Origin of the sequence: Blastococcus sp. TBT05-19 (assembly GCF_003319095.1) — a bacterium.
In the GTDB taxonomy this organism is placed as follows: domain Bacteria; phylum Actinomycetota; class Actinomycetes; order Mycobacteriales; family Geodermatophilaceae; genus Blastococcus.
Genome location: NZ_QOHI01000005.1, coordinates 338888 through 365212, shown reverse-complemented (window position 1 = coordinate 365212; position 26325 = coordinate 338888). Strand labels below are relative to the sequence as shown.

Below are 26325 nucleotides of genomic sequence, written 5' to 3'. Positions count from 1 at the left end.
CACGGAACCGGGCCGTCTACCGCCCGAACCGGCTCAGGAAGGTGTCCACCGCCTCCCGCGCCACGGTCGCCAGGGCCTCCTCGTCGTAGGCCGGCGCACCCGCCTGGAGCGTGAGCCGGTTCAAGGGTGCGCCGAGCACCAACCAGGTGAACTGCTCGGCGGCGACGTCCGGAGCCCCGATCGTCAGCGCCCCGCGGGCCGCCAGCTCGGCCAGGGCACCGGCGAGGAGGCGCTGGTTGCGATCCCAGCTCCGGGCGACGTAGTCGGCCGCCACCTCCGGGAAGGATTCGGCCTCCGCCGCGACGAGGGTGCGCATCTGCCGGACGGGCGCGCTCAGCACTCCGGCCTGGAGCGTGCCCGCCAGCCGGAGCAGGCCTTCGCGGACCGACGGGGCGTCGAGGAGCGCCTGGGTGTGCGGGCGCATCGCGTCGTGCCCCCGGTCGACCCAGTCGCGGACGACCGCCGCGAACAGGTCGTCCTTCGACGCGTACTGCCGGTACAGCGTCTGCTTGGAGATCCGCGCCCGGGCGGCGACCGCATCCATCGTCGTCCCGGCGAACCCCTGCGCGAGGAACGCCTGCCGCGCGATCTCCAGGAGCTCCCCACCGGTGCTGCCGCCCGGACGGCCGGGCCCGCGTCGCGCTGTCCCGGCCGTCGTCACGCGGAAACAGTACTGGACAGTACGCGGGATCAGGAATAGCGTACCGGTACGTACTCAATAGGAGTGGTCATGGTCGCAGTGGCAGTCGTCGTCGCATCCGTCCTCGCCTTCGTGGCCAGCTCCGTCTACTACGCGGTGACCGCCCCGATCGAGAGCCGCATCCTCGGCGATCGCGCCCTCGACCGCGGGCGCCCAGCCCCGTGGAAGGTCGCCGCCGAGCTGCTGCGCACCGCCGTGGTGGCCGGCGTCTTCGCCGGGATCGCCGAGCGGGCCGATCTGCTCTCCCTGCCGGGGTGCCTGCTCCTCGCGCTCGTCCTGTGGGTCGGCTTCCCCGCCGTCCTGCTCACCGGCTCCGTCACCTGGGAGAAGGTGCCGCCCGTGACGGCGGCCATGCACGCCGGCGACTGGCTGCTCAAGCTCCTTCTGATCGGCGCCGTCGTCGGCGCGCTGCAGTGATCGACCGCAACACCCACCGGAGAGGACATCGACCATGACCCCCACCGCGCACGGCACCGGACCGCTCGACCGGTGCTTCACCGCAGTCCTGGAGAAGAGCGACGCCGAGGGCGGCTGGACCTACGTCGTGATGCCCGGCTCCGCGGAGTTCTTCGGCACGCGCGGGCTGGTCAAGGTCGCCGGGACCATCGACGACGAACCGTTCACCAGCTCGTTCATGGCTCTCGGCGACGGGAGGCACAAGCTGCCCGTCGCCGCGAAGATCCGCCGGGCCATCAGCAAGAGCGCCGGCGACACGGTCACGGTGCGGCTGGAGGCCCGGCTCTCCTGAGCCGATGACTTCCCGCTCGCCCGGCGGTCGTACCCGGCATGACCGACGCAGCTCCGCTGGATCTCACGTTCACCGCGCCCATCGAGAAGGACGGCGCCTTCCCGACCTACCTCGTGGTGCCCGACTCGGCCGAGGCCCTCGGCACCCGGCGCGCGGTCAAGGTGACCGGGACCGCCGACGGGCACGCCTTCGCCGCGACATTGATGCCGTCGGGCAGCGGACCGCACTGGCTGCCGCTGCGGGCCGCGATCTGCACGGCCATCGGCAAGGCCCGGGCGGGTGAGCAGGTGACCGTCCACCTGCAGCAGCGGCTCAGCTAGTCCCAGGACCCGCGCTGCTTCTTGAGCTGGCCGCGCTGCTTCTTCGCCTGGATGCGGCGCTCCTGCGAACCCTTCGTCGGCTTGGTGCGCCGACGGGAGGGCGGCGGGGGCGCCAGCGCGGCGCGCAGCACGGCGGCCATCCGCTCGCGGGCGGCCTGCCGGTTGCGCAGCTGCTGACGGTGCTCGCTGGCCGCGATGGTCAGCACGCCGTCCACCAGCCGGGACCCGAGCCGCCCGGCCAGGCGCTGCTGCTGGTGCTCGCTCAGGCCCGGCAGGTCCAGCGGCCGCACCGAGAGCTCGACGCGCGAGTCGGCGGTGTTGACGCCCTGCCCGCCCGGCCCCGACGACCGGGAGAACCGCCACGACAGGACACCCGCGGGCACGACGAGGGACCCGGTGACGGGCAGGTCACCGGAGGCATCGTCGACGGCGGGCACCCGCCCAGTCTGGACGACGCGGATCACGCCCCGGCGTGGAGCGGGCTCGGCGCCAGGTGCTCGGCGGTCCAGCCGGGCACCGACCCGGCCCACTCGACCCGTTCCTCGGGGTGCACGCCTCGCAGGATCCGCCGCCAGGTGAGCGCGCGCTGCAGCGGACCGACGCGCAGTGCCAGGTCGCACAGCTGGCGCAGCTCCGCGACCGTCCCGAAGTCCAGCCACTGGTCGAGGTAGGCGTCCCGAAGCCGCACCAGCGCCGGGTCGCCGTCCGGCAGGTCCAGCACCCGGGCCGCGAAGCGCAGCGTCACCAGCAGGACGAGGAACGGGTGCGACACGGAGGCGTCGCCCCAGTCGAAGAAGCGGTGCCGGCCATCGGCGACGAAGACGTTCGCGTCGTGCAGGTCGTCGTGCTGCACCGACGCCGGCACGCTGCCGTCGGCCAGCTCCCGGCACGCCCGCGCGTAGGCGCCCAGGTCGACGACCACCCGCTCGCGCACCTCCGGGGCGATCGCATCGGGCCGGCCGACCTCCAGCGCGTCGTCGTCGGCGAGCAGGTCCGCGACCAGCCCGGGCAGCCGCTCGGGCCGGTGGTCGGGCACGCCGAGGCCCACCAGCTCGTCGGCGTGGGGTGCGACCGCGACCTGCAGGCGGGCGTGGTCGACCAGCATGGCCTCCCAGGCGGCGAGGTCGCCCGAGCCCGCCTCGCGCAGCGTCCGGCCACCGTCGGGCATCAGGAGGAGCCGCCGCGCCGGCTCGACCGCCAGCGGCACCAGGACGTGCTCGGGCACCCAGCGGCCGAGCGCCCCGGCGAGCACCGGCTCCTGCGCCGAACCGGACCCGACCGACTTGAGCCAGACCGAGTCCCCTCCCCTCAGCGGGAGCCGGAACGCGGTCGACCAGGACCGCACGTGCGGCTGCTCCGGCTCCCCGTCGGACACCAGGCCGGCGCGGTCCAGCTGCTCGAGGGCCCACGCCAGGGCAGCGCTCCGCCAGTCGGCGTCCTGCCACGTGCGCACGCCGGTGGTGGTCACCGGCAGACGATAGGAGGAACCCGCCTCGACCTCGAAGCGCTTTTCAGGCCGGGGCCGGGTCGTGCCCTCCGGCCGCACCGGGACGGCAGCGCACGAGACGGCGCACGGTGAGCCACGAGCCGCGCAGGGCGCCGTGGGCCTCCAGCGCCTCGATGGCGTACGCCGAGCAGGTGGGCGTGAACCGGCAGCACGGGCGCCGCTCCGGGCTGATCTCGCGCTGGTAGCAGCGGACGGCGGCCACGAGCCGGGCCGCTGCCCCGGTGCCGTGCTGCCCGGCGCGGATCGCCGGCATCGCCCGTGGCGCCATCAGCACCAGCTCCATGCCGCAGCCCACCGCGTTGGCCAGGCAGCACCCGGTGTTGAGGAACAGCAGGTCCCGCAGGCACGAGTCGTCGCCCCGCCGGTGGCCGTAGCGGCGCGGCGGGCCGTACCCGCGCCCGTAGTGGCCGGCGTAGTGGCCGCGGTAGCCGCCTCGCCGGGGGCGTCGACGCCGGGGACCCCAGCCACCGCTCCAGATGACGACCATGACCGGCGAGGTACCGCGGGATGATGGCGCCCATGCGTGATCTCGCCGCGGCCCTCGCCGCCGGTCCCCTCCTGCTGGACGGCGGGCTGTCCACCGAGCTCGAGGCCCGCGGGCATGACGTCTCCTCCGCCCTGTGGTCCGCGCGCCTGCTCCGCGACGACCCGGCCGCCGTCGTCGCCGCGCACGCGGCCTTCGCCGCGGCCGGCGCCCAGGTGGCGACGACGGCCAGCTACCAGGCCACGGTCGAGGGCTACGCCGCCTTCGGCATCGACGCCCGGGAGGCGCGGAGGCTCATCGCCTCGTCGGTGGCGCTCGCCCGGGAGGGGGCGCCGCAGGGCTGGGTCGCGGGGTCGGTCGGCCCGTACGGGGCGATGCTGGCCGACGGTTCCGAGTACACCGGCGGCTACGTGTCCTCCACGTCCGTGGCGGAGCTGCGCGCGTTCCACCGGCCGCGCATGGAGCTGCTCGCCGAGGCGGGCGCCGACGTGCTGGCCTGCGAGACGGTTCCCGCGGCAGCCGAGGTCGAGGCGCTGCTGCTGGAGGCCCAGGCGCTCGGCGTGCCGGTCTGGCTCTCGCTCACCGCGGTCGTGGACGACGACGGGGTCGCCCGCACGCGGCGGGGTGAGCGGGCCGACGACGTGTGCGCGATGACGGCAGGCGTCGACGAGGTGGTCGCCGTCGGGGTGAACTGCACCGCGCCGGACGCCGTGCTGCCGGCGGTGCGTGCCGCCGCGACGAGCGGGAAGCCCGTCGTCGTCTACCCCAACAGCGGCGAGACGTGGGACGCCGCCGCCCGCCGGTGGACCGGTGCGCCGGGGATCGACCCGGCCGCCGTCCCCGGCTGGCTGGCCGAGGGCGCCCGGCTGGTGGGTGGGTGCTGCCGCGTCCGCCCGGACGACGTCGCGCGGATCGCAGCGATCCTGAGGTGATGGAACGGCCCCGGTGCAGGGCCCCGCCGCGAGCCTGCGAGCGGTGGGGGGCACCGGGGTCCTTACAGGATCGGCTTCCCGCCGGTGACGGCGATGCGGGCGCCCGACACGTAGGACGCCTCGTCGCTGGCCAGCAGCACGTAGACCGGCGCGAGCTCGGCCGGCTGCCCGGCACGGCCCAGCGGAGCCTGCTGGCCGAACGTCTCCACCTTCTCCTCCGGCATCGTCGCCGGGATCAGCGGCGTCCAGACCGGGCCCGGTGCCACGCTGTTGGCGCGGATGCCCTTCTCCGCGTACATCTGCGCGAGCGACGCGGTGAAGTTGGCGATGGCCCCCTTGGTCATCGCGTAGGGCGCGAGGTCGGGGCTCGGGGTGTCGGAGTTCACCGACGAGGAGTTGATGATCGAGGCGCCCGGCTGCATGTGCGGGATCGCGTCCTTGGTGAGCGTGAACATCGCCGAGAGGTTCACCGCGAGGGTGTGGTCCCACTCCTCGTCCGACACCTCGTCCAGGGTCGGGTGGCTCATCTGGAACGCGGCGTTGTTGACCAGGATGTCGACCTTGCCGAACTCCTCGACCGCCTTCGGGATGATCGTCTTGCAGTGCGCGCGGTCGGAGATGTCACCGGGGACCAGGACGCACTTCCGTCCAGCCCGCTCGACGTACGACGCGGTGTCCTGCGCGTCCTCGTGCTCGTCGAGGTAGGAGATCAGGACGTCGGCGCCCTCGCGGGCGAAGGCGATGGCGACGGCGCGGCCGATACCGCTGTCGCCACCGGTGATGACGGCGGCCTTGCCGGTGAGGCGGCCGTGCCCCTGGTAGCTCTCCTCGCCGTGGTCCGGCTTGGGGGTCATCTCCCCCAGCGTGCCGGGAACGCTCTGCTGCTGAACGGGCTGGCTCTCGGGGCGGGGCGACGACATGGCTCTCCTCCGGTGCGTCCACGACTGCGGCGCGGTCGTCTCCCGCGTCTCGTCGTCCGCCCGCTACCCGGTCAGGAGAGGAGGGAACCTGCGTGCTCGGAGGTCAGGCGGCCCGGGCAGCCGGGGCGGACGCCCCACCGGCGGTCGGCATCCAGCGCATCTCGAGCCGACGACGACCTGCGGCGTCCACGACGGGCACCCAACGGCACTCCGGGCAGTCCTTGATTCCACGCATCGTCGCGCCACCTTCCGTTCACTTGTTGTTCACCTTACTCTCCGCCATCGGCGAGCGTGATGCGCATCATGAGGTTCCGTTACCGTTCCGTTATGGACACGGTGCGAGCGGCCGGTTCGCAGGAAGCGGAGGGCCGTCGGGCACGCTGTTGCCCACGATGACCACTCCCCTGCTCGCCGACCCGGGCGATCTCGCCGCCCTGCGCAAGCTCGGCGACGACGCCGACGAGCTGTTCGCCTCCTTCGCCGCCTGGGCCGAGTCGAACGGCACCGTGCTGTACCCGGCGCAGGAGGAGGCGCTGATCGAGCTGGTCAGCGGCGCGAACGTCGTCCTCGCGACCCCGACCGGCTCGGGCAAGTCGCTGGTGGCCACCGGGGCCCAGTACGCGGCGCTGGCCGCGGGCCGGCGCAGCTACTACACCGCCCCGATCAAGGCGCTGGTCAGCGAGAAGTTCTTCGCGCTCTGCGGGGTGTTCGGCGCGGCCAACGTCGGCATGCTCACCGGTGACGCGTCGGTCAACCCCGGGGCGCCCATCATCGCCTGCACCGCGGAGGTGCTGGCCAACATCGCGCTGCGCGAGGGTGCCGACGCCGACATCGGCCTCGTGGTGATGGACGAGTTCCACTTCTACGGCGACCCCGACCGCGGCTGGGCCTGGCAGGTGCCGCTGCTCGAGCTGCCGAGAGCGCAGTTCCTCCTGATGAGCGCCACGCTCGGCGACGTCACGTTCCTGCGCGAGGACCTGACCCGCCGCACCGGCCGGCCGACGGCGCTGGTCGCCAACGCCGAGCGCCCGGTGCCGCTGCACCACTACTACGCGACGACGCCGATGCACGAGACGATCCAGGAGCTCCTGGACACCCAGCAGGCCCCGGTCTACGTCGTCCACTTCACCCAGGCCTCCGCGCTCGAGCGTGCGCAGGCCCTGATGAGCGTGAACGTGGCGACCAAGGAGCAGAAGGCCGCGATCGCCGATCTGATCGGCGGCTTCCGCTTCTCGTCGGCCTTCGGGACGACGCTGTCCCGGCTGGTCCGCCACGGCATCGGCGTCCACCACGCCGGGATGCTGCCCAAGTACCGGCGGCTGGTGGAGCAGCTGGCCCAGGCCGGGCTGCTCAAGGTCATCTGCGGCACCGACACACTCGGCGTCGGCATCAACGTGCCGATCCGCACCGTCGTCTTCTCGGCCCTCTCCAAGTACGACGGCACCCGCACCCGGCTGCTCCAGGTGCGCGAGTTCCACCAGATCGCCGGCCGCGCCGGGCGCGCGGGCTACGACACCGCGGGCACCGTGGTCGTCCAGGCGCCGGAGCACGAGGTCGAGAACCTCAAGATGTTCGCCAAGGTCTCCGACGACCCGAAGAAGCGCCGCAAGCTGGTGCGCAAGAAGGCGCCCGAGGGCATGGTGCCGTGGTCCGAGGCGACCATGAACCGGCTGGTCGAGGGCGAGCCGGAGAAGCTGACCAGCCACATGCGCGTCTCGACGGCGATGGTGCTCGACGTCGTCGACCGGCCCGGCGACCCGTTCGTGGCCATGCGCCGGCTGCTCACGGAGAACCACGAGCCGCGCAAGAGGCAGCTGCGGCTGATCCGCGAGGCGATCGGCATCGCGCGGTCGCTGCTGCAGGCCGGCGTCCTGGAGCGACTGGGCGAGCCCGAGCCCGACGGGCGCCGCTACGACCTGACCCTCGACCTCCCGCCGGACTTCGCTCTCAACCAGCCGCTGTCGACGTTCGCGCTGGCCGCGATCGACCTGCTGGACGCCGAGAGCGACACCTACGCGCTCGACGTCGTCTCGGTCATCGAGGCGACCCTCGACGACCCGCGGCAGATCCTGTCGGCCCAGCTGAACAAGGCCAAGGGCGAGGCGGTGGCCCAGATGAAGGCCGAGGGGATCGAGTACGACGAGCGGATGGAGCTGCTGGAGGAGGTCACCTACCCCAAGCCGCTCGAGGAGCTCCTCTCGCACGCCTTCGAGATCTACCGGCAGACCAACCCGTGGGCGGCCGACGCGATGCTGTCGCCGAAGGCCGTCGTCCGGGAGATGTGGGAGCGGGCGTTCACCTTCCGGGAGTTCGTGAACACCTACGGGCTGACCCGGTCCGAGGGCGCGGTGCTGCGCTACCTCTCCGACGCGTTCAAGGCGCTGCGCTCGGGAGTCCCGGCGTCGGCCCGCACCGAGGAGGTTACCGACCTGGTCGAGTGGCTGGGCGAGCTGGTGCGCCAGGTCGACTCCTCGCTGCTCGACGAGTGGGAGGCGCTGACCAACCCGGACGACGGCCCGGTCGCGGAGGTCGCCGTGCCGGCGCGGCCCCGGCCGCTCACCGGGAACGAGCGGGCGTTCACCGCGATGGTGCGCAACGCGCTCTTCCGCCGGGTCGAGCTGTGGGCGCGGCGGCTCTGGTACGACCTGGGCGAGCTGGACAAGAGCTCGGGCTGGGACGCCGACCGCTGGGAGCCGGTGGTGCGCGGGTACTTCGAGGAGCACGCCGAGGTCAACACCGGGAGCGACGCCCGCGGCCCCGCCCTGCTGATCTGGGACAGGTCCGAGCCCGGCGTCTGGAAGGTCCGGCAGATCCTCGACGACCCAGAGGGCGACCACGACTGGGGCTTCGACGTCGAGGTGGACCTGGAGGCCTCCGACGAGGAGGGCGCGGCGGTGATCCGGCTGGTCGACGCCGGCCGCAAGGACTGAGGTGCGGCACCTGACAACCGCCCGGCTGCTCCTCGACGCCGTCGTCCCCGAGGACCTGGACGAGCACTTTGCGCTGATGAGCGACCCGGGCGTCTGGGCGCACCTGCCCTCGGGCCGGCACACCACGCCCGAGCGGACGGCGGAGGCGATCCAGCACTCGGTCGGCCACTGGTCGCGTGACGGGCTGGGCTACTGGACGGCCCGGCTGCGGTCGGACCTCCCCGCCGCCGGTCTGGACGCCGGGGCGATGGTCGGCACCGGCGGCTGCGCGGTCCGGGTCGGGACAGATTGGTGGAACCTCTACTACCGGTTCACGCCGCCGGCCTGGGGCCACGGCCTGGCCGCAGAGCTCGTGGGCGCGGCGCTGGACGCCGCGCACGCCGTCCGCCCCGAGCTACCGGTGATCGCCTACCTGCTGGAGCACAACGTGGAGTCGCGCGGACGGGCCGAGCGCTCGGGCCTGTCGCTGGTCTGGCGCGGACCGGACGCCGGCAACCCCGACCCTGACGCCGTCCGGCTGGTCTACACCGACCGCTCGCTGGACGACGGGCTGCTCGACCGCGTCGTCGCCACCGTCTGACGATTCCGCCGCCACGCCAGGCTGATGCGGACGAGCCAGATCGCCGAGGTCAGCGCCAGCAGCCCGGAGATGAACTGCTGCCCGCCGTCGCCGTCGATCGTCGCCTGCACCAGGGAAAAGGACGCGACCCCGAGGACGACCGTGTGGAGCACCAGGTCGAACACCCCGAAAGGGCGTAGCCACGAGCCGGACACCCCCGCACCATAGGGCGGCACGCGTACCGCGGGAACGCCTGTCCCCCGTGCGGAGTTGTCACCTGGCGTCGGGCTTCACCCGCGCACGCGTGCTGCCGATGGAACCCGTGGACAGATCGACACCCGAGGAGGGGCGATGAACTTCCTGCGCCAGCTGCAGGCCGAGCGACCCGCGCTCTTCTGGATCGTCATGCTGCTCGGCTTCTTCGTCGCCTTCCAGCTGATCATCTTCGTGGCCGCGCTGATCCTGGGGCCGTTCGGACTCCCGGGCTGGGCACCGCTGGCCCTGGTCGTAGTCGTCCTCGTGGTCATCGCCCGCCGGCAGCAGCGCTAGCCCGCATCAGCTGGGCAGCACCTTGCCGGGGTTCATCAGGCCCGCGGGGTCGAGCAGCTCCTTGACCCCGCGCATCAGCTGCAGCGCGACCGGGTCCTTGTAGTCGGCCACGATCTCCCGCTTGCTCTGCCCGAGTCCGTGCTCGGCGCTGATGCTGCCGTCGAAGCGCGCAGTCCCGTCGTAGACGATCCGCGCGAGCTCGTCCGCACGGACCCGGAACTCCTCGTCGTCGGCACCGACGGGCTTGCTCAGGTTGTAGTGCAGGTTGCCGTCGCCGATGTGCCCGTAGACGACCAGCCGGATACCCGGGACGGCGGCGGCCAGCGCACGGTCGGTCTCCGCCACGAAGGCGGCGATGCTGCTCACCGGCACCGTGACGTCGTGCTTGAGGCTCGGCCCCTCGTGGTTCTGCGCTTCGGAGATCCCCTCCCGCAGCGACCAGAGGCCCGCGATCTGCGCCGACCCGGAGGCGACGACGGCGTCGAGGGCGAGTTCTCGCTCGAACGCCTCCCCCAGCGCTGACTCCAGCAGTCCGTCGAGCCCGGCGTCGGCCAGCGTGTCGCCCAGCTCGACGAGCGCGTACCAGGGGTGCGGCGAAGCGAAGGGGTCGCGGGCCCCGGCGACGTGGCGGAGCACGACCTCGACGCTCTGGCGGGACATGGCCTCGAAGGCGGTCACCCGGTCGCCGACCAGCGTGCGGAGAACTCCGAGCAGGTCGACCGCGGCCTGCGCCGACGGCAGCGCGACCCACGCCGTCGCCCGGCCGTGCAGCGCCGGGTACAGCTTCAGCACGGCCGCGGTGACGACACCGAGCGTGCCCTCCGCCCCGATGAACAGGTGCTTCAGGTCGTACCCGGTGTTGTCCTTCCGCAGCTTCTCCAGCCCGTTCCACACCCGCCCGTCGGGCAGGACGACCTCGAGGCCCAGGGTGAGGTCGCGCATGGTCCCGTAGCGGAGCACCGCGGTTCCGCCGGCGTTGGTGGAGAGGTTGCCGCCGACCGTGCAGCTGGCCTCCGCGCCGAGCGACAGCGGGAACAGCCGGTCGACGGCCGCCGCGGCCTCCTGCACCTGCTGCAGCACGACACCGGCCTCGACGGTGATGGTCTGGTTCACCGGATCCACCTCGCGGATGCGCCGCAGCCGGGTCAGCGAGAGCACGACCTCCTGGCCCGAGGAGTCGGGGACGGCGCCGCCGCACAGGCCGGTGTTGCCGCCCTGCGGGACGAGGGCGATCCCGGCGTCCCGGCACAGGGTCACGACGCCGGCGACCTCCTCCGCCGTCGACGGGCGGACCACGACCGACGCCGTCCCCCGGTAGGCGCCCCGCCAGTCGGTGAGGTAGCCGGCCAGCTGATCGGGGTCGGTGACCAGCCCGGCATCGCCGACCACCTCCCGGAGCGATGCCAGGAGTTCGGGTGTCACGAGCGGCCCTCCCCGTCCGGGCCGAGGCCCAGGACGCGGCGCGCCATGTGCGTGCGTGCGGTCAGGTCGGCGAGGTCGGACCGGTTCCCGGCGATCTCGGCCAGCCGCGCCGACCACCCCGCCATCCGGCCGGGGAAGCCGGCCGCGAGCACGTCGACCATCGTCGCCACCGCCGTCGAGGCGCCCGGGGAGGCGCCGAGGAGAGCGGTGAGCGATCCGCCCGCGGAGCTGACCAGCTCGGTGCCGAAGCCGACCATGGCGCCGCGGCGGGCTCCGGTCATCTTCAGCACCTGCACCCGCTGGCCCGCGGTGACCAGCTCCCAGTCCCCGGGATCGACGGTCGGCACGAAGGTGCGCAGCGCCGTCGTCCGGGCCCGGGACGTCTGGGCGACCTGCCGGACCAGGTAGGCCATGAGGGACCGGTTGTCCCGCGCCGACGCCGCCAGGACGCCTACGTTGCCCGGGCGCACCGACCGCAGCAGATCGCTGCGCCGCCCGGTGCGGAGGAAGCGCGGCGAGAACGCGGCGAACGGCCCGAACACCAGGTGCTCGCGCCCGTCGACGGTGCGGTGGTCGAGGTGCGGTACCGAGATCGTCGGCGCGCCGGGGTCGGCGTGGCCGTAGACCTTGGCCCGGTGCGCGGCGACCAGGTCGGCCCGCGCGGTCCGGAGGAACTGCCCGCTGATCGGGAAGGCGCCGTAGCGGCGCACCTCCGGGACCCCGGCCCGCTGCAGCAGCGGCAGCGTGCCCCCGCCCGCGCCGACGAACACGTTCGGCGCCCGCAGCCGGCTGTCCTCGCCGGTCGTGCGGACCCGCACGTCGAGCGTCCAGCCGCTGCCGCTCCGGCGCATCGCCCGAACCTCGTGCCCGAGCGCCACGGTGCCGCCGCGCGATCGCAGCGCGGCGAGCAGCCGCCGGGTCAGGACGCCGAAGCCGACGTCGGTGCCGCGCGCCGACCGGGTGACCGCGACCTCCTCCCCCGCGTTCCGGCCGTCGAACATCAGCGGCAGCCAGTCGCGCAGCACGGCCGGGTCGTCGCTGAACTCCTGGTCGGCGAACAGCGGGTGACCGCGCAGACCCTCGTACCGGCCGCGGAGGTGGGCCACGCCGTCGGGACCCCGCCCGAAGCCCGAGTGCGGGACCGACCGGACGAAGTCCCGCGGTGAGCCGAGCACCCCCGCGGCGGCGAGGTGCGCCCAGAACAGCAGGGAGGCGGAGAACTGCTCGCCGATCTCCACGGCCCGGGAGACGTCGACGGAACCGTCGGGCCGCCGGGGGGTGTAGTTGAACTCGCAGAGCCCGGCGTGCCCGGTGCCCGCGTTGTTCCAGGCGCTGGAGCTCTCCAGGCCCGCCTCGTCCAGCCGCTCCACGACGGCGATCCGCCAGCCCGGCTCGAGCTCGCTCAGCAGCATCCCGAGCGTCGCGCTCATGACCCCGCCCCCGATCAGGACGGCGTCGAACTCCTCGGTCATCGATCCCCTCTCACCCGAGCACCACGGCGATGCCGACGAGCACCGGGACGGACAGCAGGGTGCTCAGCAGGATCACGTCGCGGGCCAGCAGCGTGCCGCGGTCGTAGGTCGCCGCGTACACGAAGACGTTCTGCGCGGTCGGCAGCGCCGAGGTCACCGTGACGGCCAGCAGCGCGACGCCGTCGAGCCCCGCGACCCAGCGGCCCAGCGCGTAGGCGACCGCCGGCATCGCCACGGTCTTCAGCGCGACCGCCAGCCAGACCTGGCCGGCGAGCGGACCGGCGGCCGGCCGGGGCGCCCCGTGCAGGCTCATCCCGTAGGCCAGCAGCGCGGCCGGTACCGCCAGCCCCGCGATCAGCTCGACCGGTTCGAGCACGAGCGGCGGCAGCTCCGTCCCGCTGGCGGCCAGCAGCAGGCCCAGCGCGCAGCCGATCACGACCGGCGTCCGGAGCGGCTGGAGGAGCAGCTGCCACCTGCTCGTCGCCGGCCCGCCCGCCCGCGAGCGGGCCAGCACCGCCAGCCCGACCGGAGCCATCACCAGCACCTGGAAGAGCAGCACCGGGGCCACGTACGCGGCGTCCCCGAGGATGTAGACCGACACCGGGATCCCGAGGTTCCCGGCGTTGACGTACGACGCCGACAGCGCGCCGGTCGCCAGCTCGGCGGCCGGCAGGCGCCACCGCCACCACGCGAGCGCGACGTGCAGCAGCGCGACGAAAACCGCGCTGCCCGCCGTCCCGATCAGGGCGAACGACAGCACGGCGTGGGTGTCGGCCCGCCCGAGGGTGAGGAAGAGCAGCGCCGGGGTGGCGACGAAGAACGACAGCCGGGACAGGATGCCCGTGGCCTCGGGCCCGAGCACGCCGGTGCGGCCCACCACCCAGCCGACGGCGATGACCGCGGCGAGGGCGACGAACCCGCCCAGCACACCGGTCACCGGGAGAGTTCCGCCTCCACCGCGCGCACGAGGTTCGCCGCCGCGGCGGGCGCCTGGGGCAGGAACAGGCTTGGCTCCGTGAGCTCGAGCTCCAGCACCACCGGCCGGCCGGCGCCGTCCTCGACCAGGTCGATCCGGGCGTACAGCGGTGGGCTCGTCACGCCGACCAGCCCGGGGACCGCGTCGAGGACCGCCGTGGCGAGCTGGCGCTGAGCGTCCGTGGGGGTCGTCGGGGCCAGGTCACCTCGGCTGTCCCGGTCCTGCCGCACGCCCTCGCCGCGGGCCAGCAGCGGCCCCTTGCGCACGGCGTGGGACAGCCGCCCGCCGATGAACAGCAGCGCGGTCTCCCCGACGTCGTCGACGCTGGCCAGGTACGGCTGCACCATCGCCGTCCGGCCGGCGCCGGTCAGCGACGAGGAGTGCGCCAGCGCCTCCTCCGGGGTGGTCCAGCGGGCGGTGTCGCGCGATCCGGCCGAGACCGACGGCTTGACCACCCACTCCCCCGCCTCTGGCAGGTCATCGGCGCCGGCCGGGTCCCACACCGTCGGCACGACCGGCAGACCGGCCCGCTCGAGCTCGCGCACGTAGGTCTTGTCGGTGTTCCAGCGCAGCACCTCGGCGGGATTGCGCAGCCGCGGGACCGAGCCCGCCCAGCCGAGGAACTCCTCCAGCCGCCACGCGTAGTCCCAGCACGACCGGACGACGACGAGGTCGTAGGCCGACCAGTCGACGGCGCCGTCGTCCCAGCGGACGAGGTCCACGCCGACGCCCGCGTCCGCCAGCGCGGCGGAGGCGAGCGGCAGGTCGGGGTCGACCCGCAGCCCGCGCTCCGAGGCGACCAGCGCGACGCGCTCAGCCACGGGCGGTCTGCAGCGTCCCGTCGACCCGGCGCGGGATGCCCTGGAAGTCGTCGGTCAGCTCCTCGGGCAGCACCTCGGCGGGGGCTCCCTGCCACGTCACCGGCCGCAGGAAGCGGCGGATCGCGGAGGTTCCCACCGAGGTGTGCTGGGAGTTGGTGGACGGCCACGGACCGCCGTGGTGCTGGGCCCAGGAGACGGCCACGCCGGTCGGGTAGGCGTCGTAGACGATGCGCCCGGCACGGGTGCGCAGCTCCTGCGATACGGCGAGCGGGAGGTCGGTCTCGCCCTGCCCGCGCAGGATCGTCGCGGTGAGCGACGACGGCATGAGCTCCAGCGCCGAGAAGAGGGACTTCTCGTCGTCGTAGCGGGCCACCACGCTGACCGGGCCGAAGCACTCCTCGGTCACCTCGTGCGGCAGCTCGGCCGCGGACGTGGTGAGCAGCAGGGGCGTGGCCTGGAAGCCGGGGCCCTCCGCGCTGCTGCCCTGCGCCACGGTCTCGACGCCGGGCAGGTCGGCGAGGCCCGAGGAGATCCGCCCGAACGAGCCGGCGATGCCCTCGTTCAGCAGCACCTGGGGAGCTGCGGCGCGGACGGCCTCGGCCATCGCGTCGAGGACGGCGTCCCCCTCGGGGCCGGTCGGGACGAAGGCCAGCCCGGGCTTGGTGCAGAACTGGCCGGCGCCCAGGGTGAAGGAGCCGACGAGCTCGGTGCCGATCTGCGCGCCGCGCTCGGCGGCGGCGTCCGGGGTCACGACGACGGGGTTGAGGCTGGAGAGCTCACCGAAGAACGGGATGGGGTCGGGCCGCTGCTCGATGATCGCCAGCAGCGCCTTGCCACCGTTGACGCTGCCGGTGAAGCCGACGGCGCGGATCGCGGGATGGGCGACGAGGTCCGCGCCGGCCTGGAGCCCGTGGACGAGGCCGAGCGTCCCCTCGGGCGCACCCGCCGCACGGCACGCCTCGGCCATCAGCTCGAAGACGAGCTGGGAGGTCGCGGGGTGCGACCCGTGCGCCTTCACCACGACCGGCGAGCCGGCGGCCAGCGCCGAGGCGGTGTCGCCTCCGGGCACCGAGAACGCGAGCGGGAAGTTGCTGGCGCCGAACACGGCGACCGGGCCGATGGGGACCAGCATGCGGCGGAGGTCCGGCCGGGGGCCCATCGGCGTCTGGCCGGCGTGGTCGATCGTCGCCTCCAGGTAGCTGCCCTCCTCGAGGACCTCGGCGAAGAGGCGCAGCTGGTAGGTGGTCCGGGTCAGCTCGCCGTTCAGCCGGGTCGGCCCGAGCCCGGTCTCCCGGTCGGCAACGGCGACGACGTCGTCCCGGCGGGCCTCGAGCGCGTCGGCCAGGGCACGGAGCAGGCCGGCCCGGCCGGCGCGGCCCATGCCGTCGAGCGCGGGGGCCGCCTGCAGGGCAGCGGCCACGAGCCGGTCCACCTCTGCGGTGGTCGTCTCCTGGGCCACGACCTCGACCGTCTCGCCGGTGCGGGGATCGATGCTGACGACGTCCACGTGGTTCTCCTCTGGAAGGGGGGTCAGTGCGGCGCGTCGACGTGGACGCGGTCCACGGTCCAGGCGCGCGCCTGCTCGGTCAGGGTGACACCGAGGCCGGGCCGGTCGGAGAGGTGCATCCGCCCGTCGCGGGTCTCGAGCCGCTCGTTGAACAGCGGGTGCAGCCAGTCGAAGTGCTCGACCCAGGGCTCGATCGGGTAGGCGGCGGCCAGGTGGGCGTGGATCTCCATGGCGAAGTGCGGCGCCAACCCGAGGTTGCGGTGCTCGGCCAGCGTCGCCAGCTTGAGGAACTGGGTGATCCCGCCGACGCGGGGGGCGTCGGGCTGCAGGATGTCGACCGCCCCCTGCCGGATGAGCTCGTAGTGCTCGGCGACGCTGGTCAGCATCTCACCGGTGGCGATGGCGGTGTCGAGGGAGCGGGCGAGCTGGGCGTGCCCCTCGGCGTCGTAGGCATCGAGGGGCTCCTCGATCCAGACCAGGTCGAACTCCTCGAGCCGGCGGCTGACCCGCATGGCGGTGGACCGGTCCCACTGCTGGTTGGCGTCCACCATGAGCGGCACCCCGTCGCCGAGGTGCTCGCGCACCGCGCGCACCCGGCGCAGGTCCTCCGCCGAGTCCGGCAGCCCGACCTTGATCTTGATGCCGCCGACGCCGTTCTCCAGCGTCCGTGTGGCGTTGTCCTTCACCTGCTCGATCGACTCGTGCAGGAACCCGCCGGAGGTGTTGTAGCAGCGCACCGAGTCGCGGTGGGCGCCCAGCAGCTTGGCCAGCGGCAGGCCGGCGCGCTTGGCCTTGAGGTCCCACAGGGCGACGTCGAGAGCCGCGATCGCCTGGGTCGACGCGCCGCTGCGCCCCACCGACGCACCGGCCCAGACCAGCTTGGTCCAGAGCCGGGCGATGTCGCTGGGGTCCTCACCGATGAGGTCCGGCGCGACCTCCCGCGCGTGGGCGAACTGGGCCGGGCCACCGGCCCGCTTGGAGTAGCTGAAGCCGATGCCCTCGAAGCCCGCCTCGGTGCGGATCTCGGCGAAGAGGAACGCGACCTCGGTCATGGCCCGCTGCCGGCCGGTGAACACCTTCGCGTCGCTGATCGGGTTCGGCAGCGGCAGCGTGACCGACGACAGGGTCACCTGCTCGATGCGGTCGAGCACGGCGGGCGGCGTGGTCATGTCGTCTCCAGGAGGTGGGGGGTCAGCGGACGAGGCAGGGGCGCTTGGGGTCGAACTGCCACCCGGGCACCAGGTACTGCATGGCGACGGCGTCGTCGCGCGCGCCGAGGCCGTGCTCGAGGTAGAGCTGGTGGGCCTTGTCGAGGGCGTCCCGGTCGAGCTCCACCCCGAGACCCGGAGCGGCCGGCACCGCGATGGCGCCGTCGCGGATCTGCAGCGGCTCCGTCGTCAGCGGCTGCCCGTCCTGCCAGATCCAGTGGGTGTCCAGCGCGGTGATCTCCCCCGGGGCGGCGGCACCGACCTGCGTGAACATCGCCAGGGAGATGTCGAAGTGGTTGTTGGAGTGCGAGCCCCACGTCAGCCCGAAGTCCGCGCACAGCTGCGCGACGCGGACCGAGCCGCGCATCGTCCAGAAGTGCGGGTCGGCCAGCGGGATGTCGACGGCGTTGGTGCGGACGGCGTGCGCCATCTGCCGCCAATCGGTGGCGATCATGTTGGTGGCGGTCTGCAGCCCCGTGGCCCGCTTGAACTCGGCCATCACCTCGCGACCGGAGAACCCCCCCTCCGCGCCCACCGGGTCCTCGGCGTAGGCGAGGACGTCACCCAGATCGCGGCACAGGGCGATCGCGTCGGCGAGCAGCCAGCCGCCGTTGGGGTCGAGCGTGATGCGCGCGTCCGGGAACCGCTCGGCCAGCGCCCGGACGGCGGCGACCTCCTGCTCGCCGGGCAGCACACCGCCCTTGAGCTTGAAGTCGGAGAAGCCGTAGCGGGCCCGCGCCGCCTCGGCCAGCGCGACGACCGCCTCGGGGGTCATCGCCTCCTCACGGCGCAGCCGTTCCCAGTCGTCGGCGGGGTCGGTCTCGGCGAGGTAGGGCAGGTCGGTCGCCGTCCGGTCCCCGACGTAGAACAGGTAGCCGAGCATCGGCACGCTGTCGCGCTGCCGGCCCTCGCCGAGGAGCTCGGCGACGGGGACGCCGAGGTGCTGGCCGAGCAGGTCGAGCAGTGCGGACTCCAGCGCGGTGACGGCGTGGATCGTCGTGCGGAGGTCGAAGGTCTGCTGCCCGCGGCCCCCGGCGTCGCGGTCGGCGAAGGTGGCCGCGACCGACCGCAGCAGCCGCCCGTGGCGGGCCACCGGCTGCCCGACGAGCAGCGCCCCGGCGTCCTCGACGGTGCGCCGGATGGCCTCGCCCCCGGGCACCTCGCCGAGCCCGGTCCGGCCCTCGGAGTCGGTGACGATGGCGATGTTGCGGGTGAAGAAGGGCCCGTGCGCGCCGCTGAGGTTCAGCAGCATGCTGTCGTACCCCGCGACGGGGACCACCTCGACGGTGGCGACGGTCGGCGTGCGGCCGGTCATGCTGTCCTCCAGTGGGTGGGTGCCGGCCTCAGGAGACCTTGGAGACCAGGGTCGTGAGCTCCGAGAGCTCGGCCTCGGTCAGGTCGGTCAGCGGCGGGCGGACCCGGCCGCCGTCGCGGCCCACCGCAGTCAGCCCCGCCTTCACGATGGACACCGCGTAGCCGCGCTGCCGGTCGCGGATGTCGAGGTAGGGGATCACGAAGTCGCTCAGCATCTGGTAGACCGCCGTCCGGTCCTGGGCGCGGACGGCGGCGTAGAAGCGCAGCGCGAACTCGGGCAGGAAGTTGTACAGCGCCGACGAGTACGTGCTCACGCCCAGCTGCAGCAGCGGGAGGGCGAAGGTCTCCGCCGTCGGGAGGCCGCCGACGTAGATGAGGCGGTCGCCGACCTTGGCGTAGGTCCGGGTCATCTGCTCGATGTCGCCGACGCCGTCCTTGAGCCCGATCAGCGTGGGGTTGCGGTCCGCCGCCTCGGCGACCGTGGTGTCGACGAGCACGGCGTTGGCCCGGCTGTAGACGATGACCCCGAGGTCGGTCGCGCTGCACACCGCGCTGATGTGCTCCACGAGCCCGGCCTGGCTGGCCTCCGTCAGGTACGGGGGGAACAGCAGCAGGCCCGAGGCCCCGGCGGTCTGCGCTGCCTGCGCCTGGGCCACCGCCTGCGCGGTGCTGCCGGTGGCGGGCGCGAGCACCGGGACGCGGTCGCCGGACTCCTGCACCGCGATCCGCAGGACCCGGTCGATCTCCTCGGAGGTCAGGGAGAACCCCTCCCCCGTGCCGCCGGCGGCGAACAGACCGGCGACGTCGAAGCTCGACTGCCAGGCCAGGTGCTCGCGGTAGCGCGCCTCGTCCACCCGGAGGTCGGCGTCGAAGTGCGTGACGGGGAAGGAGAGCAGGCCGGACTTCAGACGGTCGGCGAGAGCGTCAGGGGGCAACAGCGTCACGGAGATCAGGTCCTCGGGTCCGACGGGTCCGCTGCGCGCGACGGGTGTCGTCGAGGGCACGAGCGGTGGTCGGCGTCACCGTAGGAAGATCCGTCGATGCCTGTCCAAGAGTTGTTTCGCATCGAACGATGCCGTCACGGCATGACCGACCAGGCGTCAGAACGAGACCGTGCTGCGCTCCAGCAGCTCCAGCACCCTCGCCAGCGCGGGGTTGTGGGAGTCCCGCGCCCAGAGGAGGTGCAGCTCGACCGGCTCGGCCACCGCGGTGCTCAGCCGGACGAAGCCCACCCCCTCGATCGGCAGCCGGGCCGCGGAGGCAGGCACGAAGGCGACCCCCCGGCCCGCCGCGACCAGCCACAGCATGGTGAGCACCTGGCTCACGGTGTGCACGGCGTTCTGCGACGCCGCGGGGACCAGGCTGACCACCAGGTCGTAGAAGTAGCGCGCCCGCGTCGGCGAGTGCATGACCACCGGCTCGGTCGCGAGATCGGCCGCGACCGCGTCCCGGTCCAGCGAGAGGAGCCGGTGGCCCGCCGGAACGGCGACGAGGAGCGCCTCGCGGTGCAGCAGGCGGGAGCCGAACGCCTCCTCGTCGAACGGGGGCCGGGCGAGACCGAGGTCGATCTCCTCGTTCAGCAGGCCGGCCACCTGCTCGCGCGTGACCATCTCCTCGAGGTCGATCGCGATGTCGGGCAGGGCGGCGCCGACCTCGTTGAGCAGCAGCCCGAGCGTTCCGTAGGTGGACGCGGCGGTGAACCCGATGCGCACCACGCCGTGCGATCCCGAGGACACCCGCCGGGCCAGTTCCGGCGCGGTGTCGGCCAGGGAGAGCAGCCGCCGCGCCTCCCCCAGGAACACCTCGCCGGCGGCCGTCAGCTGCACCCGGCGGTTGTCGCGCTCCAGCAACTGGGCGCCCACGGCACGCTCGAGCTTCTGGATCTGGCGGCTCAGCGGCGGTTGGGTCATCTTCAGCCGCGCCGCCGCTCGGCCGAAGTGCAGCTCCTCGGCGACGGCCAGGAAGCCGCGCAGCTGTTCCAGGGTGAACGCCATGCCCGCAGGGTATCAATCCATGCCTGATTGATCTTGGACACGCATGGTCGAGCCTCCTTACGCTCCCGTCGTCCGCTGGCCGAGTGACGCCGTTCACAGAGCCCACCCCAGCTCAGAGCTGCTCGCAGAGGAGACCGACATGACCACCAACCACCGAGTGCGCCGCTGGGCGACGGCCGGTGCCGGGCTCACCCTGGCCCTCTCCCTCGCCGCCTGCGGCGGCAACGTCGGGGGCGGGTCGGCCGAGGGCGAGGACTTCCCCGGCGACGAGCCGATCACGATCCTCGTCGGTCAGGACGCGGGCGGGAGCACCGACCTGATCGCCCGCGAGCTGGCCGAGGGCGTCTCCGACGAGCTCGGCGTCCCCGTCACCGTGGAGAACAAGCCGGGCGCCAACGGCGCCCTGGCCGCCCAGGAGCTGGCCGGCGAGGACGCCGACGGGCACACCCTGATGGTCTACAACGGCAGCCTGGCCTACATCACGCCGCTGGCGAACGAGGATGCGCCCGACATCGCCGACTACGAGATCGTCACCGGCATCTCGCTCGACGACTACGTGCTGGTCACCGCGCCCGACTCCGGCTTCTCCACGGTCGAGGACCTCGCCGCGGCCGGCCGGCCGATCACCTTCGGCACGACGGGTGTCGGCACCGGCAGCCAGCTCTCCCAGGAGCTGCTCTTCGCCCAGGCCGACATCGACGCCACGGCGGTTCCCTTCGACGGCGGCTCGCCCACGCTGACCGCCGTGCTGGGCGGGCAGGTGGACGTCGGTTCCATCCAGCTCGGCGAGGCCCTCGAGCAGATCGAGGCCGGCGAGCTCGACGCCATCGTCACCTTCGCCGAGGAGCGCCCGAGCTTCCTCTCCGACGTCCCGACCGCGGTCGAGGCCGGCTACGACGTGCCCGTCCAGCAGTCGCGCGCGGTCTTCGCCCCCAAGGACACCCCGGACGAGGTCCTGGAGGCCCTGCGCAGCGCCTTCGAGGTCGCGTTCGAGGACGAGGGCTACCAGGCCTTCAACGAGGAGAACGCCCTGACCGCGAACCAGGTCGACGGCGACGAGATCCGCGAGACCTGGACCAGCAACCTCGACGAGTACCGGTCGGTGGTCGAGGAGTTCGGCATCGACCTCGGTGGAGACCAGTGACGTCTGCGCACGACGGGGCGCACACCCCGGGGAGCCCCGGCGGCCGCACGGCCGCCGGGGCCTCCCCCCAGGGGGGCGTCGACCACGTCCCCTCGACGCTCCACGACCTCGAGGACGCCGTCCACCGGCTCGAGGCCGAGGCGGAGCACCGCCCGCCGCCCGCCGGCCCGGCCACCAACCTCGTCGTGGCGCTGCTCGTCGTCGCGCTGGGCGTGGCCGCTCTGGTCGGCTCGACGGAACTGGGCGCCGGGAGCGCGCGCACCCCGGGGCCGGGCACCTGGCCGCTGATCCTGGGCGTCCTGCTCGTGGTGCTGGGCATCGGCCTCGCCGTCGTCGCCCGGCGGACCTCCGATGCCGAGCGGTTCAGCCCGGCCACCTGGAGCGTCCTCGCCGGCCTCGCGACCATGGTGGCCTTCGTCGCCGTCATCGGGTTCATCGGCTTCGAGATCCCCGCCGCACTGCTCTGCTTCGTCTGGCTGCGCTTCCTCGGGGGCGAGGGCTGGCGGACCTCGGTCCTCGTCAGCCTGGGCGTGGTGATCGCCTTCTACCTCATCTTCGTGGCGGCCCTCTCGGTCCCCATCCCGCACCTGTTCTGAGGAGAGTCCGTTGGACTTCGCCCCGGTGCTCGACGGCTTCGCCGTCGTCCTGGAACCGACCAACCTGCTCTACTGCCTGATCGGCGTCGTCGTCGGCATGCTCGTCGGTGTGCTGCCGGGGCTCGGTCCCGCGGCCACCATCGCGATCCTGCTGCCGATCACGATCGGCATCGAGCCGGTGACGGCGATCATCATGCTCGCCGGGATCTTCTACGGCGCCCAGTACGGCGGCACCATCACCTCCGTCCTGCTCAAGCTGCCCGGCGAGGCCTCCTCGGTGGTCACGGTCTTCGACGGCCACGCCCTCGCCCGGCAGGGCAAGGCCGGCACGGCGCTCGGCATCGCGGCGATCGGCTCCTTCATCGGCGGCACCGTCTCCATCGTCGCCCTGACGTTCCTCGCACCGCTCGTCGCCGGCTTCGCGCTGGACTTCGGCCCGCCGGAGTACACGGCGCTGGCCCTCCTCGGCATCCTGCTCGTGGCCACGGTGAGCGGCGGCAGCCGGCTCAAGGCGGTGATCGCGGCCTGCGTCGGCCTCCTGCTGGCCACCGTCGGCCGGGACATGTTCACCGGCGGGGAGCGGTTCACCTTCGGCAACCTCGACCTCGCCGACGGCCTGGACTTCGTGCCGATCGCCATGGGCCTGTTCGGCCTCGGCGAGATCCTCTACAACCTGGAGGAGCGGCACACCGCGGCGGCGGCGCCGGCCCGGATCGCCAATGTCTGGCCCTCCCGCAGCGACCTGAAGCAGTCCTCCGGGGCCATCGGCCGCGGTTCGGTCCTCGGCTTTCTCCTCGGCATCCTCCCGGGCGGTGGCGCCACGCTCTCCTCGCTGGCGGCCTACGCGGTGGAGAAGCGGCGCTCGAAGTCCCCGGAGCGGTTCGGCAACGGCGCGGTCGAGGGCGTGGCCGGCCCCGAGACGGCGAACAACGCCGCCGCGACGTCGTCCTTCATCCCCCTGCTCACTCTGGGCATCCCGGCGAACGCCACGATGGCGGTGATCTACGGCGCCCTGCTCGTCCAGGGCGTCAACGTCGGGCCCCGGCTGGTCGACGACGACCCGGAGCTCTTCTGGGGTGTCGTCAACTCCATGTACATCGGCAACATCCTGCTGCTGATCATGAGCATCCCGCTGGTGGGCCTGTTCGTGCGGATCCTGCGGGTGCGCCCGGCGATCCTCGCCCCCATCACCGTGCTCATCACGCTGGTCGGCGTCTACACCGTCAACAACAGCGTGTTCGACATCGTGCTGGTCATCGTCTTCGGCCTGCTCGGCTACCTGATGAAGAAGGCCGGCTTCGACCCCGGGCCGTTGCTGCTGGCCTTCGTCCTCGGCTCGCTGCTCGAGGACTCGCTGCGCCGGTCGCTGCTGATCTTCGACGGCGACGCCTTCGCGTTCTTCACCCGGCCGATCTCCGGGACGCTGCTGGCCGTCTTCCTGCTGGTGGTGCTCTACCCGGTGATCCGCAGCGCCCTCACCCGCCGGCGGTCCGCCGAGCGCCCGATCGATTCCAAGGAGCTGGTATGACCGTCCTGGTCGGCTACGTGCCCACGCCGGAGGGGGACGCCGCGTTCTCCGCCGCCCTCGAGGAGGCGCGCCGCCGGGCCGAGCCGCTGCTGGTCCTCAACTCCCCGCGCGGAGGCGCCGCGGTCAGCACCGCCGTCGCCCCCGAGGCAGCCGTCCAGCGGATGCACGAGCGGGCCGGCGACCTCGGCGTGACCCTGGAGCTCCGGCAGGAGGCGCACTCCGGTGACGCCGCCGACGAGGTGCTCCGGACGGCGCGGGAGGTCGACGCGTCGGTGATCGTCATCGGGATGCGCAAGCGCTCCCCCGTGGGGAAGCTGCTCATGGGCAGCAGCGCGCAGCGGATCCTGCTCGACGCCGACCGCCCGGTGCTGGCCGTGAAGCCCTGAGGTCGTCGCGCCACGGGCCGGCGTGACCAGATAGACACGCCCCGTCCGGGCCGGCGGCCGCCCGACGTGCCAGGCTCGACGGCGATGCCCGCATGACCGGCTGGGAGATGCTCGCGGTGGGTGCCGCCGGGGTGGCGGCCGGAGGGATCAACGCCGTCGTCGGCTCGGGCACGCTGGTCAGCTTCCCGGTGCTGCTGGCCGTCGGGCTGCCGCCCCTGCCGGCGACGATCAGCAACTCGCTCGGCCTCATCGCCGGGAACCTCAGCGGCTCCATCGGGTACCGCCGGGAGCTGCGCGGCCAGCGGCCGCTGCTGCTGCGGCTGCTCCCGGCGTCGGTCCTCGGCGCGCTCACCGGCGCCTTCCTCCTCCTGCACCTGCCACCGGAGACCTTCGAGGCGGTCGTCCCGGTCCTGATCGGCATCGCCGTCGTCCTCGTCGCCGTCCAGCCGCTCCTGCAGCGCCGGCTCCGGTCCGGCGCCGGGGACGAGCCCGCCCCGCCCGTGCGCGGTCGCCGCCTCGCGGCGCTCCTGGCCGGCGCCTACGCGACCGGTACCTACGGTGGCTACTTCGCGGCCAGCCAGGGCGTGCTGCAGATCGGGATCTTCGGGCTGGTGCTGCGCGAGTCGCTGCAGCGCCTCAACGCCCTGAAGAACGTGCTGACCCTCACCGTCAACACCGTGGCCGCCGGGGCCTACGTCGTCGTCGCCACCGACCGGATCGACTGGGTGGCGGCGGGGCTGCTGGCCGTGGGCTCGCTGGTCGGCGGGGCGGTGAGCTCCCGGTACGGCCGGCGGCTGCCCGCCCCGGTCCTGCGCGCCGCGATCGTGGTGCTCGGCGTCGTCGCCATCGTGGTCCTGGTGACCGGATGAGCGTCGTGGAGTTCGGGTTCCTGGTGCTGGCCGGGATCGGCGCGGGGCTGACCGGGAGCATCGCCGGCCTGGCCTCCCTGATCAGCTATCCCGCGCTGCTGGCCGCCGGTCTCCCGCCGGTGACCGCCAACGTCACCAACACGGCCGCGCTGGTCACCGTGGGCATCGGGTCGGTCAGCGCCTCGCGGCCGGAGCTGCGGGGCCAGGGCCGGCGGCTGCTGCCGCTGGCGGTCGCGGCGGTGCTCGGCGGGGTCGCGGGCGCAGCCCTGCTCCTGCTGACCCCCACGGAGGCCTTCGAGCGGATCGTCCCGTGGCTGATCGGCGGCGCCTCGCTGGCGATCCTGGTCCAGCGGCCACCGCGCGAGCTCGCCGCCGAGGCGGCAGCGGCGTTCGCGGGGCGGCCGCACCGAGACCCCCGGTGGCTCCCGCTCGTGGTGTTCGCGATCTCGATCTACGGCGGCTACTTCGGCGCCGCAGCGGGCGTCCTCATGCTGGCCGCGTTCCTGCTCACGACGGGCGAGCCGCTCGCGCGCAGCAACGCCATGCGCAACGTGATCCTCGGGGTGGCCAACACGGTCGCCGCGATCGGCTTCGTCCTGTTCGCCTCGGTCGCGTGGTCCGCGGCGGTGCCGCTGGCGCTGGGGCTGTTCCTGGGTTCGCTGCTCGGGCCCCGCATCGTCCGCCGGGCGCCGCAGGCGGCGCTGCGCCGGATCATCGCGCTGGCCGGACTGGGCCTCGCGATCCACCTCGGGATCCAGGCCTACTTCTGACCGGGCTCCGTCCCGGCGCCCTGCGGGCGCCGGGACGGGGCGGGCTACCGGCCGACGTAGGCGGCGAGCACCAGGACGACGACGCCGACCAGCAGCAGCAGCCGGGCCGGGGTCAGGCCGTTGACCAGGTCGGCCGTGGCCTCGACCCACTGCGGGCGGACACCCGCGTCGCGGGAGCGCTGCCGGACGATGCGGACCTCGTCGGCCAGCAGCGTGCCGGCCGTGCCCATGACCCCGAGCCCGAGCACCACGAAGACCAGGGCCAGCCGCTGCTCGAAGCTCTCGGCGACGCCGCCCAGGATCGCGGCCACGATCCCGCCGACCACCAGCCCGAGCAGGCCACCGGCCACGGGCGCCCAGGGGCCCATGACCGTCAGGGGTCCGCGGCGCGGCATCCGGGGCGCCGGCCGCACGGTGACCGGGGAGGTCCCGTGCACCTCGGGCGGCAGGTCGCCGCCGGTCGCCGCGGCAGCGGCCGGTGACGGCGTGACCAGCGTGTCCGCCGGGGGCGGCGGTGGCGTGCCGGTGGGCCGGACCACCGGGATCTCGGCGGTCCCGGGACCGCTGGACGTGCTTCCGTTGCGTTCACTCATGACTCGATCACCTCGCCCGCCACGCTAGGCGCAGGCCTCCCACCGGTCCGGGACGCCGCCCCGGCGGGGTGCGCAC

At 73.5% G+C, this 26325-nt stretch carries 29 protein-coding genes; 13 read left to right on the top strand and 16 right to left on the bottom strand.

The features are described 5' to 3' along the window. Positions 1–16: 16 nt before the first annotated feature. The gene (locus DQ244_RS15390) at positions 17–661 is read right to left on the bottom strand and encodes a TetR/AcrR family transcriptional regulator (RefSeq protein ID WP_113812344.1); all 645 of its coding nucleotides are present in this window, start codon (positions 659–661) and stop codon (positions 17–19) included. A 69-nt stretch (positions 662–730) separates the two neighbouring features. Here DQ244_RS15390 and DQ244_RS15385 point away from each other — a divergent pair, with 69 nt between their 5' ends. Genes DQ244_RS15385 through DQ244_RS15375 form a run of 3 tightly spaced genes read left to right on the top strand, consistent with a single transcriptional unit; the run spans position 731 to position 1768 of the window. Next, entirely contained in the window at positions 731–1117 is a 387-nt protein-coding gene (locus tag DQ244_RS15385; RefSeq protein ID WP_147251537.1) for a DUF1761 domain-containing protein, read from the top strand. A gap of 34 nt (positions 1118–1151) precedes the next feature. Then, positions 1152–1448 carry a DUF1905 domain-containing protein gene (locus DQ244_RS15380; RefSeq protein ID WP_113812342.1) on the top strand — a complete coding sequence of 99 codons (297 nt, stop codon included), beginning with the start codon at positions 1152–1154 and terminating at the stop codon, positions 1446–1448. A gap of 38 nt (positions 1449–1486) precedes the next feature. Next, positions 1487–1768 (top strand): DUF1905 domain-containing protein, encoded by a 282-nt coding sequence (locus DQ244_RS15375; RefSeq protein WP_113812341.1) that lies wholly within the window; start codon positions 1487–1489, stop codon positions 1766–1768. Here DQ244_RS15375 and arfB read toward each other — a convergent pair. Genes arfB through yidD form a run of 3 tightly spaced genes read right to left on the bottom strand, consistent with a single transcriptional unit; the run spans position 1765 to position 3762 of the window. Next, positions 1765–2205 carry an alternative ribosome rescue aminoacyl-tRNA hydrolase ArfB gene (arfB, locus tag DQ244_RS15370; protein ID WP_113812433.1) on the bottom strand — a complete coding sequence of 147 codons (441 nt, stop codon included), beginning with the start codon at positions 2203–2205 and terminating at the stop codon, positions 1765–1767. The two genes, DQ244_RS15375 and arfB, sit on opposite strands and share 4 nt — an antisense overlap. A gap of 23 nt (positions 2206–2228) precedes the next feature. Continuing rightward, a complete protein-coding gene (locus tag DQ244_RS15365; RefSeq protein ID WP_113812340.1) occupies positions 2229–3236 on the bottom strand; it encodes a phosphotransferase in 1008 nt (335 codons plus the stop codon). Between the two features lie 43 nt (positions 3237–3279). Next, complete coding sequence (yidD, locus tag DQ244_RS15360; protein WP_113812339.1) at positions 3280–3762, bottom strand: membrane protein insertion efficiency factor YidD; 483 nt, start codon at positions 3760–3762, stop codon at positions 3280–3282. A gap of 32 nt (positions 3763–3794) precedes the next feature. Between yidD and mmuM the strand changes: the two genes are divergently transcribed. Further along, positions 3795–4691 (top strand): homocysteine S-methyltransferase, encoded by an 897-nt coding sequence (gene mmuM, locus DQ244_RS15355; protein ID WP_113812432.1) that lies wholly within the window; start codon positions 3795–3797, stop codon positions 4689–4691. A gap of 62 nt (positions 4692–4753) precedes the next feature. Here the strand turns inward: mmuM and DQ244_RS15350 are convergent, their stop codons facing one another. Further along, positions 4754–5611 (bottom strand): glucose 1-dehydrogenase, encoded by an 858-nt coding sequence (locus DQ244_RS15350; RefSeq protein WP_113812338.1) that lies wholly within the window; start codon positions 5609–5611, stop codon positions 4754–4756. Between the two features lie 392 nt (positions 5612–6003). On the opposite strand from DQ244_RS15350, the gene DQ244_RS15345 reads away from it, so the two are divergent. After that, positions 6004–8541, top strand: coding sequence for an RNA helicase (locus tag DQ244_RS15345; protein ID WP_113812337.1), 2538 nt, complete (start codon positions 6004–6006; stop codon positions 8539–8541). Between the two features lies 1 nt (position 8542). Continuing rightward, entirely contained in the window at positions 8543–9121 is a 579-nt protein-coding gene (locus tag DQ244_RS15340; RefSeq protein WP_113812336.1) for a GNAT family N-acetyltransferase, read from the top strand. Here DQ244_RS15340 and DQ244_RS15335 read toward each other — a convergent pair. Next, positions 9064–9285, bottom strand: a complete 222-nt coding sequence (locus tag DQ244_RS15335; protein WP_113812335.1) for a hypothetical protein — start codon at positions 9283–9285, stop codon at positions 9064–9066. The genes DQ244_RS15340 and DQ244_RS15335 overlap by 58 nt on opposite strands. A 166-nt stretch (positions 9286–9451) precedes the next feature. Between DQ244_RS15335 and DQ244_RS15330 the strand changes: the two genes are divergently transcribed. Next, entirely contained in the window at positions 9452–9649 is a 198-nt protein-coding gene (locus tag DQ244_RS15330) for a hypothetical protein (RefSeq protein WP_113812334.1), read from the top strand. Positions 9650–9655: 6 nt separating this feature from the next. Here the strand turns inward: DQ244_RS15330 and DQ244_RS15325 are convergent, their stop codons facing one another. From DQ244_RS15325 to DQ244_RS15285, 9 genes are all read right to left on the bottom strand, one after another. Then, positions 9656–11071 (bottom strand): FAD-binding oxidoreductase, encoded by a 1416-nt coding sequence (locus DQ244_RS15325; protein ID WP_113812333.1) that lies wholly within the window; start codon positions 11069–11071, stop codon positions 9656–9658. After that, a complete protein-coding gene (gene mqo / locus DQ244_RS15320; protein WP_113812332.1) occupies positions 11068–12543 on the bottom strand; it encodes a malate dehydrogenase (quinone) in 1476 nt (491 codons plus the stop codon). Before mqo ends, DQ244_RS15325 begins: the two co-directional genes overlap by 4 nt. A gap of 10 nt (positions 12544–12553) precedes the next feature. Then, positions 12554–13480 (bottom strand): AEC family transporter, encoded by a 927-nt coding sequence (locus tag DQ244_RS15315; protein WP_113812331.1) that lies wholly within the window; start codon positions 13478–13480, stop codon positions 12554–12556. Continuing rightward, on the bottom strand, positions 13477–14340 hold the full coding sequence (locus tag DQ244_RS15310) for a RimK family alpha-L-glutamate ligase (RefSeq protein WP_113812330.1): 864 nt from the start codon (positions 14338–14340) through the stop codon (positions 13477–13479). Before DQ244_RS15310 ends, DQ244_RS15315 begins: the two co-directional genes overlap by 4 nt. Continuing rightward, positions 14333–15847 carry an aldehyde dehydrogenase (NADP(+)) gene (locus tag DQ244_RS15305; RefSeq protein ID WP_113812329.1) on the bottom strand — a complete coding sequence of 505 codons (1515 nt, stop codon included), beginning with the start codon at positions 15845–15847 and terminating at the stop codon, positions 14333–14335. The genes DQ244_RS15310 and DQ244_RS15305 overlap by 8 nt, the downstream gene beginning before the upstream one ends. 23 nt (positions 15848–15870) lie before the next feature. After that, complete coding sequence (locus tag DQ244_RS15300; protein ID WP_113812328.1) at positions 15871–17016, bottom strand: L-talarate/galactarate dehydratase; 1146 nt, start codon at positions 17014–17016, stop codon at positions 15871–15873. 22 nt (positions 17017–17038) lie between these two features. After that, on the bottom strand, positions 17039–18370 hold the full coding sequence (locus DQ244_RS15295; RefSeq protein ID WP_113812327.1) for an enolase C-terminal domain-like protein: 1332 nt from the start codon (positions 18368–18370) through the stop codon (positions 17039–17041). 28 nt (positions 18371–18398) lie between these two features. Beyond that, complete coding sequence (gene kdgD / locus DQ244_RS15290) at positions 18399–19313, bottom strand: 5-dehydro-4-deoxyglucarate dehydratase (RefSeq protein WP_113812431.1); 915 nt, start codon at positions 19311–19313, stop codon at positions 18399–18401. Between the two features lie 156 nt (positions 19314–19469). Then, positions 19470–20363 (bottom strand): LysR substrate-binding domain-containing protein, encoded by an 894-nt coding sequence (locus DQ244_RS15285; RefSeq protein WP_113812326.1) that lies wholly within the window; start codon positions 20361–20363, stop codon positions 19470–19472. A 139-nt stretch (positions 20364–20502) separates the two neighbouring features. Here DQ244_RS15285 and DQ244_RS15280 point away from each other — a divergent pair, with 139 nt between their 5' ends. The 6 genes from DQ244_RS15280 to DQ244_RS15255 all read left to right on the top strand — a co-directional run bounded on the left by DQ244_RS15280 (position 20503) and on the right by DQ244_RS15255 (position 25656). Then, positions 20503–21507, top strand: coding sequence for a tripartite tricarboxylate transporter substrate binding protein (locus DQ244_RS15280; RefSeq protein WP_113812325.1), 1005 nt, complete (start codon positions 20503–20505; stop codon positions 21505–21507). After that, the gene (locus DQ244_RS15275) at positions 21504–22103 is read left to right on the top strand and encodes a tripartite tricarboxylate transporter TctB family protein (protein WP_113812324.1); all 600 of its coding nucleotides are present in this window, start codon (positions 21504–21506) and stop codon (positions 22101–22103) included. The genes DQ244_RS15280 and DQ244_RS15275 overlap by 4 nt, the downstream gene beginning before the upstream one ends. A gap of 10 nt (positions 22104–22113) precedes the next feature. Then, positions 22114–23631 (top strand): tripartite tricarboxylate transporter permease, encoded by a 1518-nt coding sequence (locus tag DQ244_RS15270; RefSeq protein WP_113812323.1) that lies wholly within the window; start codon positions 22114–22116, stop codon positions 23629–23631. Next, complete coding sequence (locus DQ244_RS15265; RefSeq protein WP_113812322.1) at positions 23628–24017, top strand: universal stress protein; 390 nt, start codon at positions 23628–23630, stop codon at positions 24015–24017. The genes DQ244_RS15270 and DQ244_RS15265 overlap by 4 nt, the downstream gene beginning before the upstream one ends. Before the next feature lie 92 nt (positions 24018–24109). Further along, positions 24110–24886 (top strand): sulfite exporter TauE/SafE family protein, encoded by a 777-nt coding sequence (locus DQ244_RS15260; RefSeq protein WP_113812321.1) that lies wholly within the window; start codon positions 24110–24112, stop codon positions 24884–24886. Next, positions 24883–25656, top strand: coding sequence for a sulfite exporter TauE/SafE family protein (locus tag DQ244_RS15255; RefSeq protein ID WP_113812320.1), 774 nt, complete (start codon positions 24883–24885; stop codon positions 25654–25656). The genes DQ244_RS15260 and DQ244_RS15255 overlap by 4 nt, the downstream gene beginning before the upstream one ends. A 44-nt stretch (positions 25657–25700) precedes the next feature. On the opposite strand, the gene DQ244_RS15250 is transcribed toward DQ244_RS15255, so the two are convergent. Further along, positions 25701–26249 (bottom strand): hypothetical protein, encoded by a 549-nt coding sequence (locus DQ244_RS15250; RefSeq protein ID WP_113812319.1) that lies wholly within the window; start codon positions 26247–26249, stop codon positions 25701–25703. Positions 26250–26325: the final 76 nt, after the last annotated feature.

Bases quoted from the DNA above. Each gene is read 5' to 3' on its own strand.
- DQ244_RS15385 (WP_147251537.1), top strand. From the start codon at position 731: ATGGTCGCAGTGGCAGTCGTCGTCGCATCCGTCCTCGCCTTCGTGGCC.
- DQ244_RS15380 (WP_113812342.1), top strand. From the start codon at position 1,152: ATGACCCCCACCGCGCACGGCACCGGACCGCTCGACCGGTGCTTCACC.
- DQ244_RS15375 (WP_113812341.1), top strand. From the start codon at position 1,487: ATGACCGACGCAGCTCCGCTGGATCTCACGTTCACCGCGCCCATCGAG.
- yidD (WP_113812339.1), bottom strand. From the start codon at position 3,762: ATGGTCGTCATCTGGAGCGGTGGCTGGGGTCCCCGGCGTCGACGCCCC.
- mmuM (WP_113812432.1), top strand. From the start codon at position 3,795: ATGCGTGATCTCGCCGCGGCCCTCGCCGCCGGTCCCCTCCTGCTGGAC.
- DQ244_RS15350 (WP_113812338.1), bottom strand. From the start codon at position 5,611: ATGTCGTCGCCCCGCCCCGAGAGCCAGCCCGTTCAGCAGCAGAGCGTT.
- DQ244_RS15345 (WP_113812337.1), top strand. From the start codon at position 6,004: ATGACCACTCCCCTGCTCGCCGACCCGGGCGATCTCGCCGCCCTGCGC.
- DQ244_RS15330 (WP_113812334.1), top strand. From the start codon at position 9,452: ATGAACTTCCTGCGCCAGCTGCAGGCCGAGCGACCCGCGCTCTTCTGG.
- mqo (WP_113812332.1), bottom strand. From the start codon at position 12,543: ATGACCGAGGAGTTCGACGCCGTCCTGATCGGGGGCGGGGTCATGAGC.
- DQ244_RS15300 (WP_113812328.1), bottom strand. From the start codon at position 17,016: ATGACCACGCCGCCCGCCGTGCTCGACCGCATCGAGCAGGTGACCCTG.
- DQ244_RS15295 (WP_113812327.1), bottom strand. From the start codon at position 18,370: ATGACCGGCCGCACGCCGACCGTCGCCACCGTCGAGGTGGTCCCCGTC.
- DQ244_RS15285 (WP_113812326.1), bottom strand. From the start codon at position 20,363: ATGGCGTTCACCCTGGAACAGCTGCGCGGCTTCCTGGCCGTCGCCGAG.
- DQ244_RS15280 (WP_113812325.1), top strand. From the start codon at position 20,503: ATGACCACCAACCACCGAGTGCGCCGCTGGGCGACGGCCGGTGCCGGG.
- DQ244_RS15265 (WP_113812322.1), top strand. From the start codon at position 23,628: ATGACCGTCCTGGTCGGCTACGTGCCCACGCCGGAGGGGGACGCCGCG.
- DQ244_RS15260 (WP_113812321.1), top strand. From the start codon at position 24,110: ATGACCGGCTGGGAGATGCTCGCGGTGGGTGCCGCCGGGGTGGCGGCC.
- DQ244_RS15255 (WP_113812320.1), top strand. From the start codon at position 24,883: ATGAGCGTCGTGGAGTTCGGGTTCCTGGTGCTGGCCGGGATCGGCGCG.
- DQ244_RS15250 (WP_113812319.1), bottom strand. From the start codon at position 26,249: ATGAGTGAACGCAACGGAAGCACGTCCAGCGGTCCCGGGACCGCCGAG.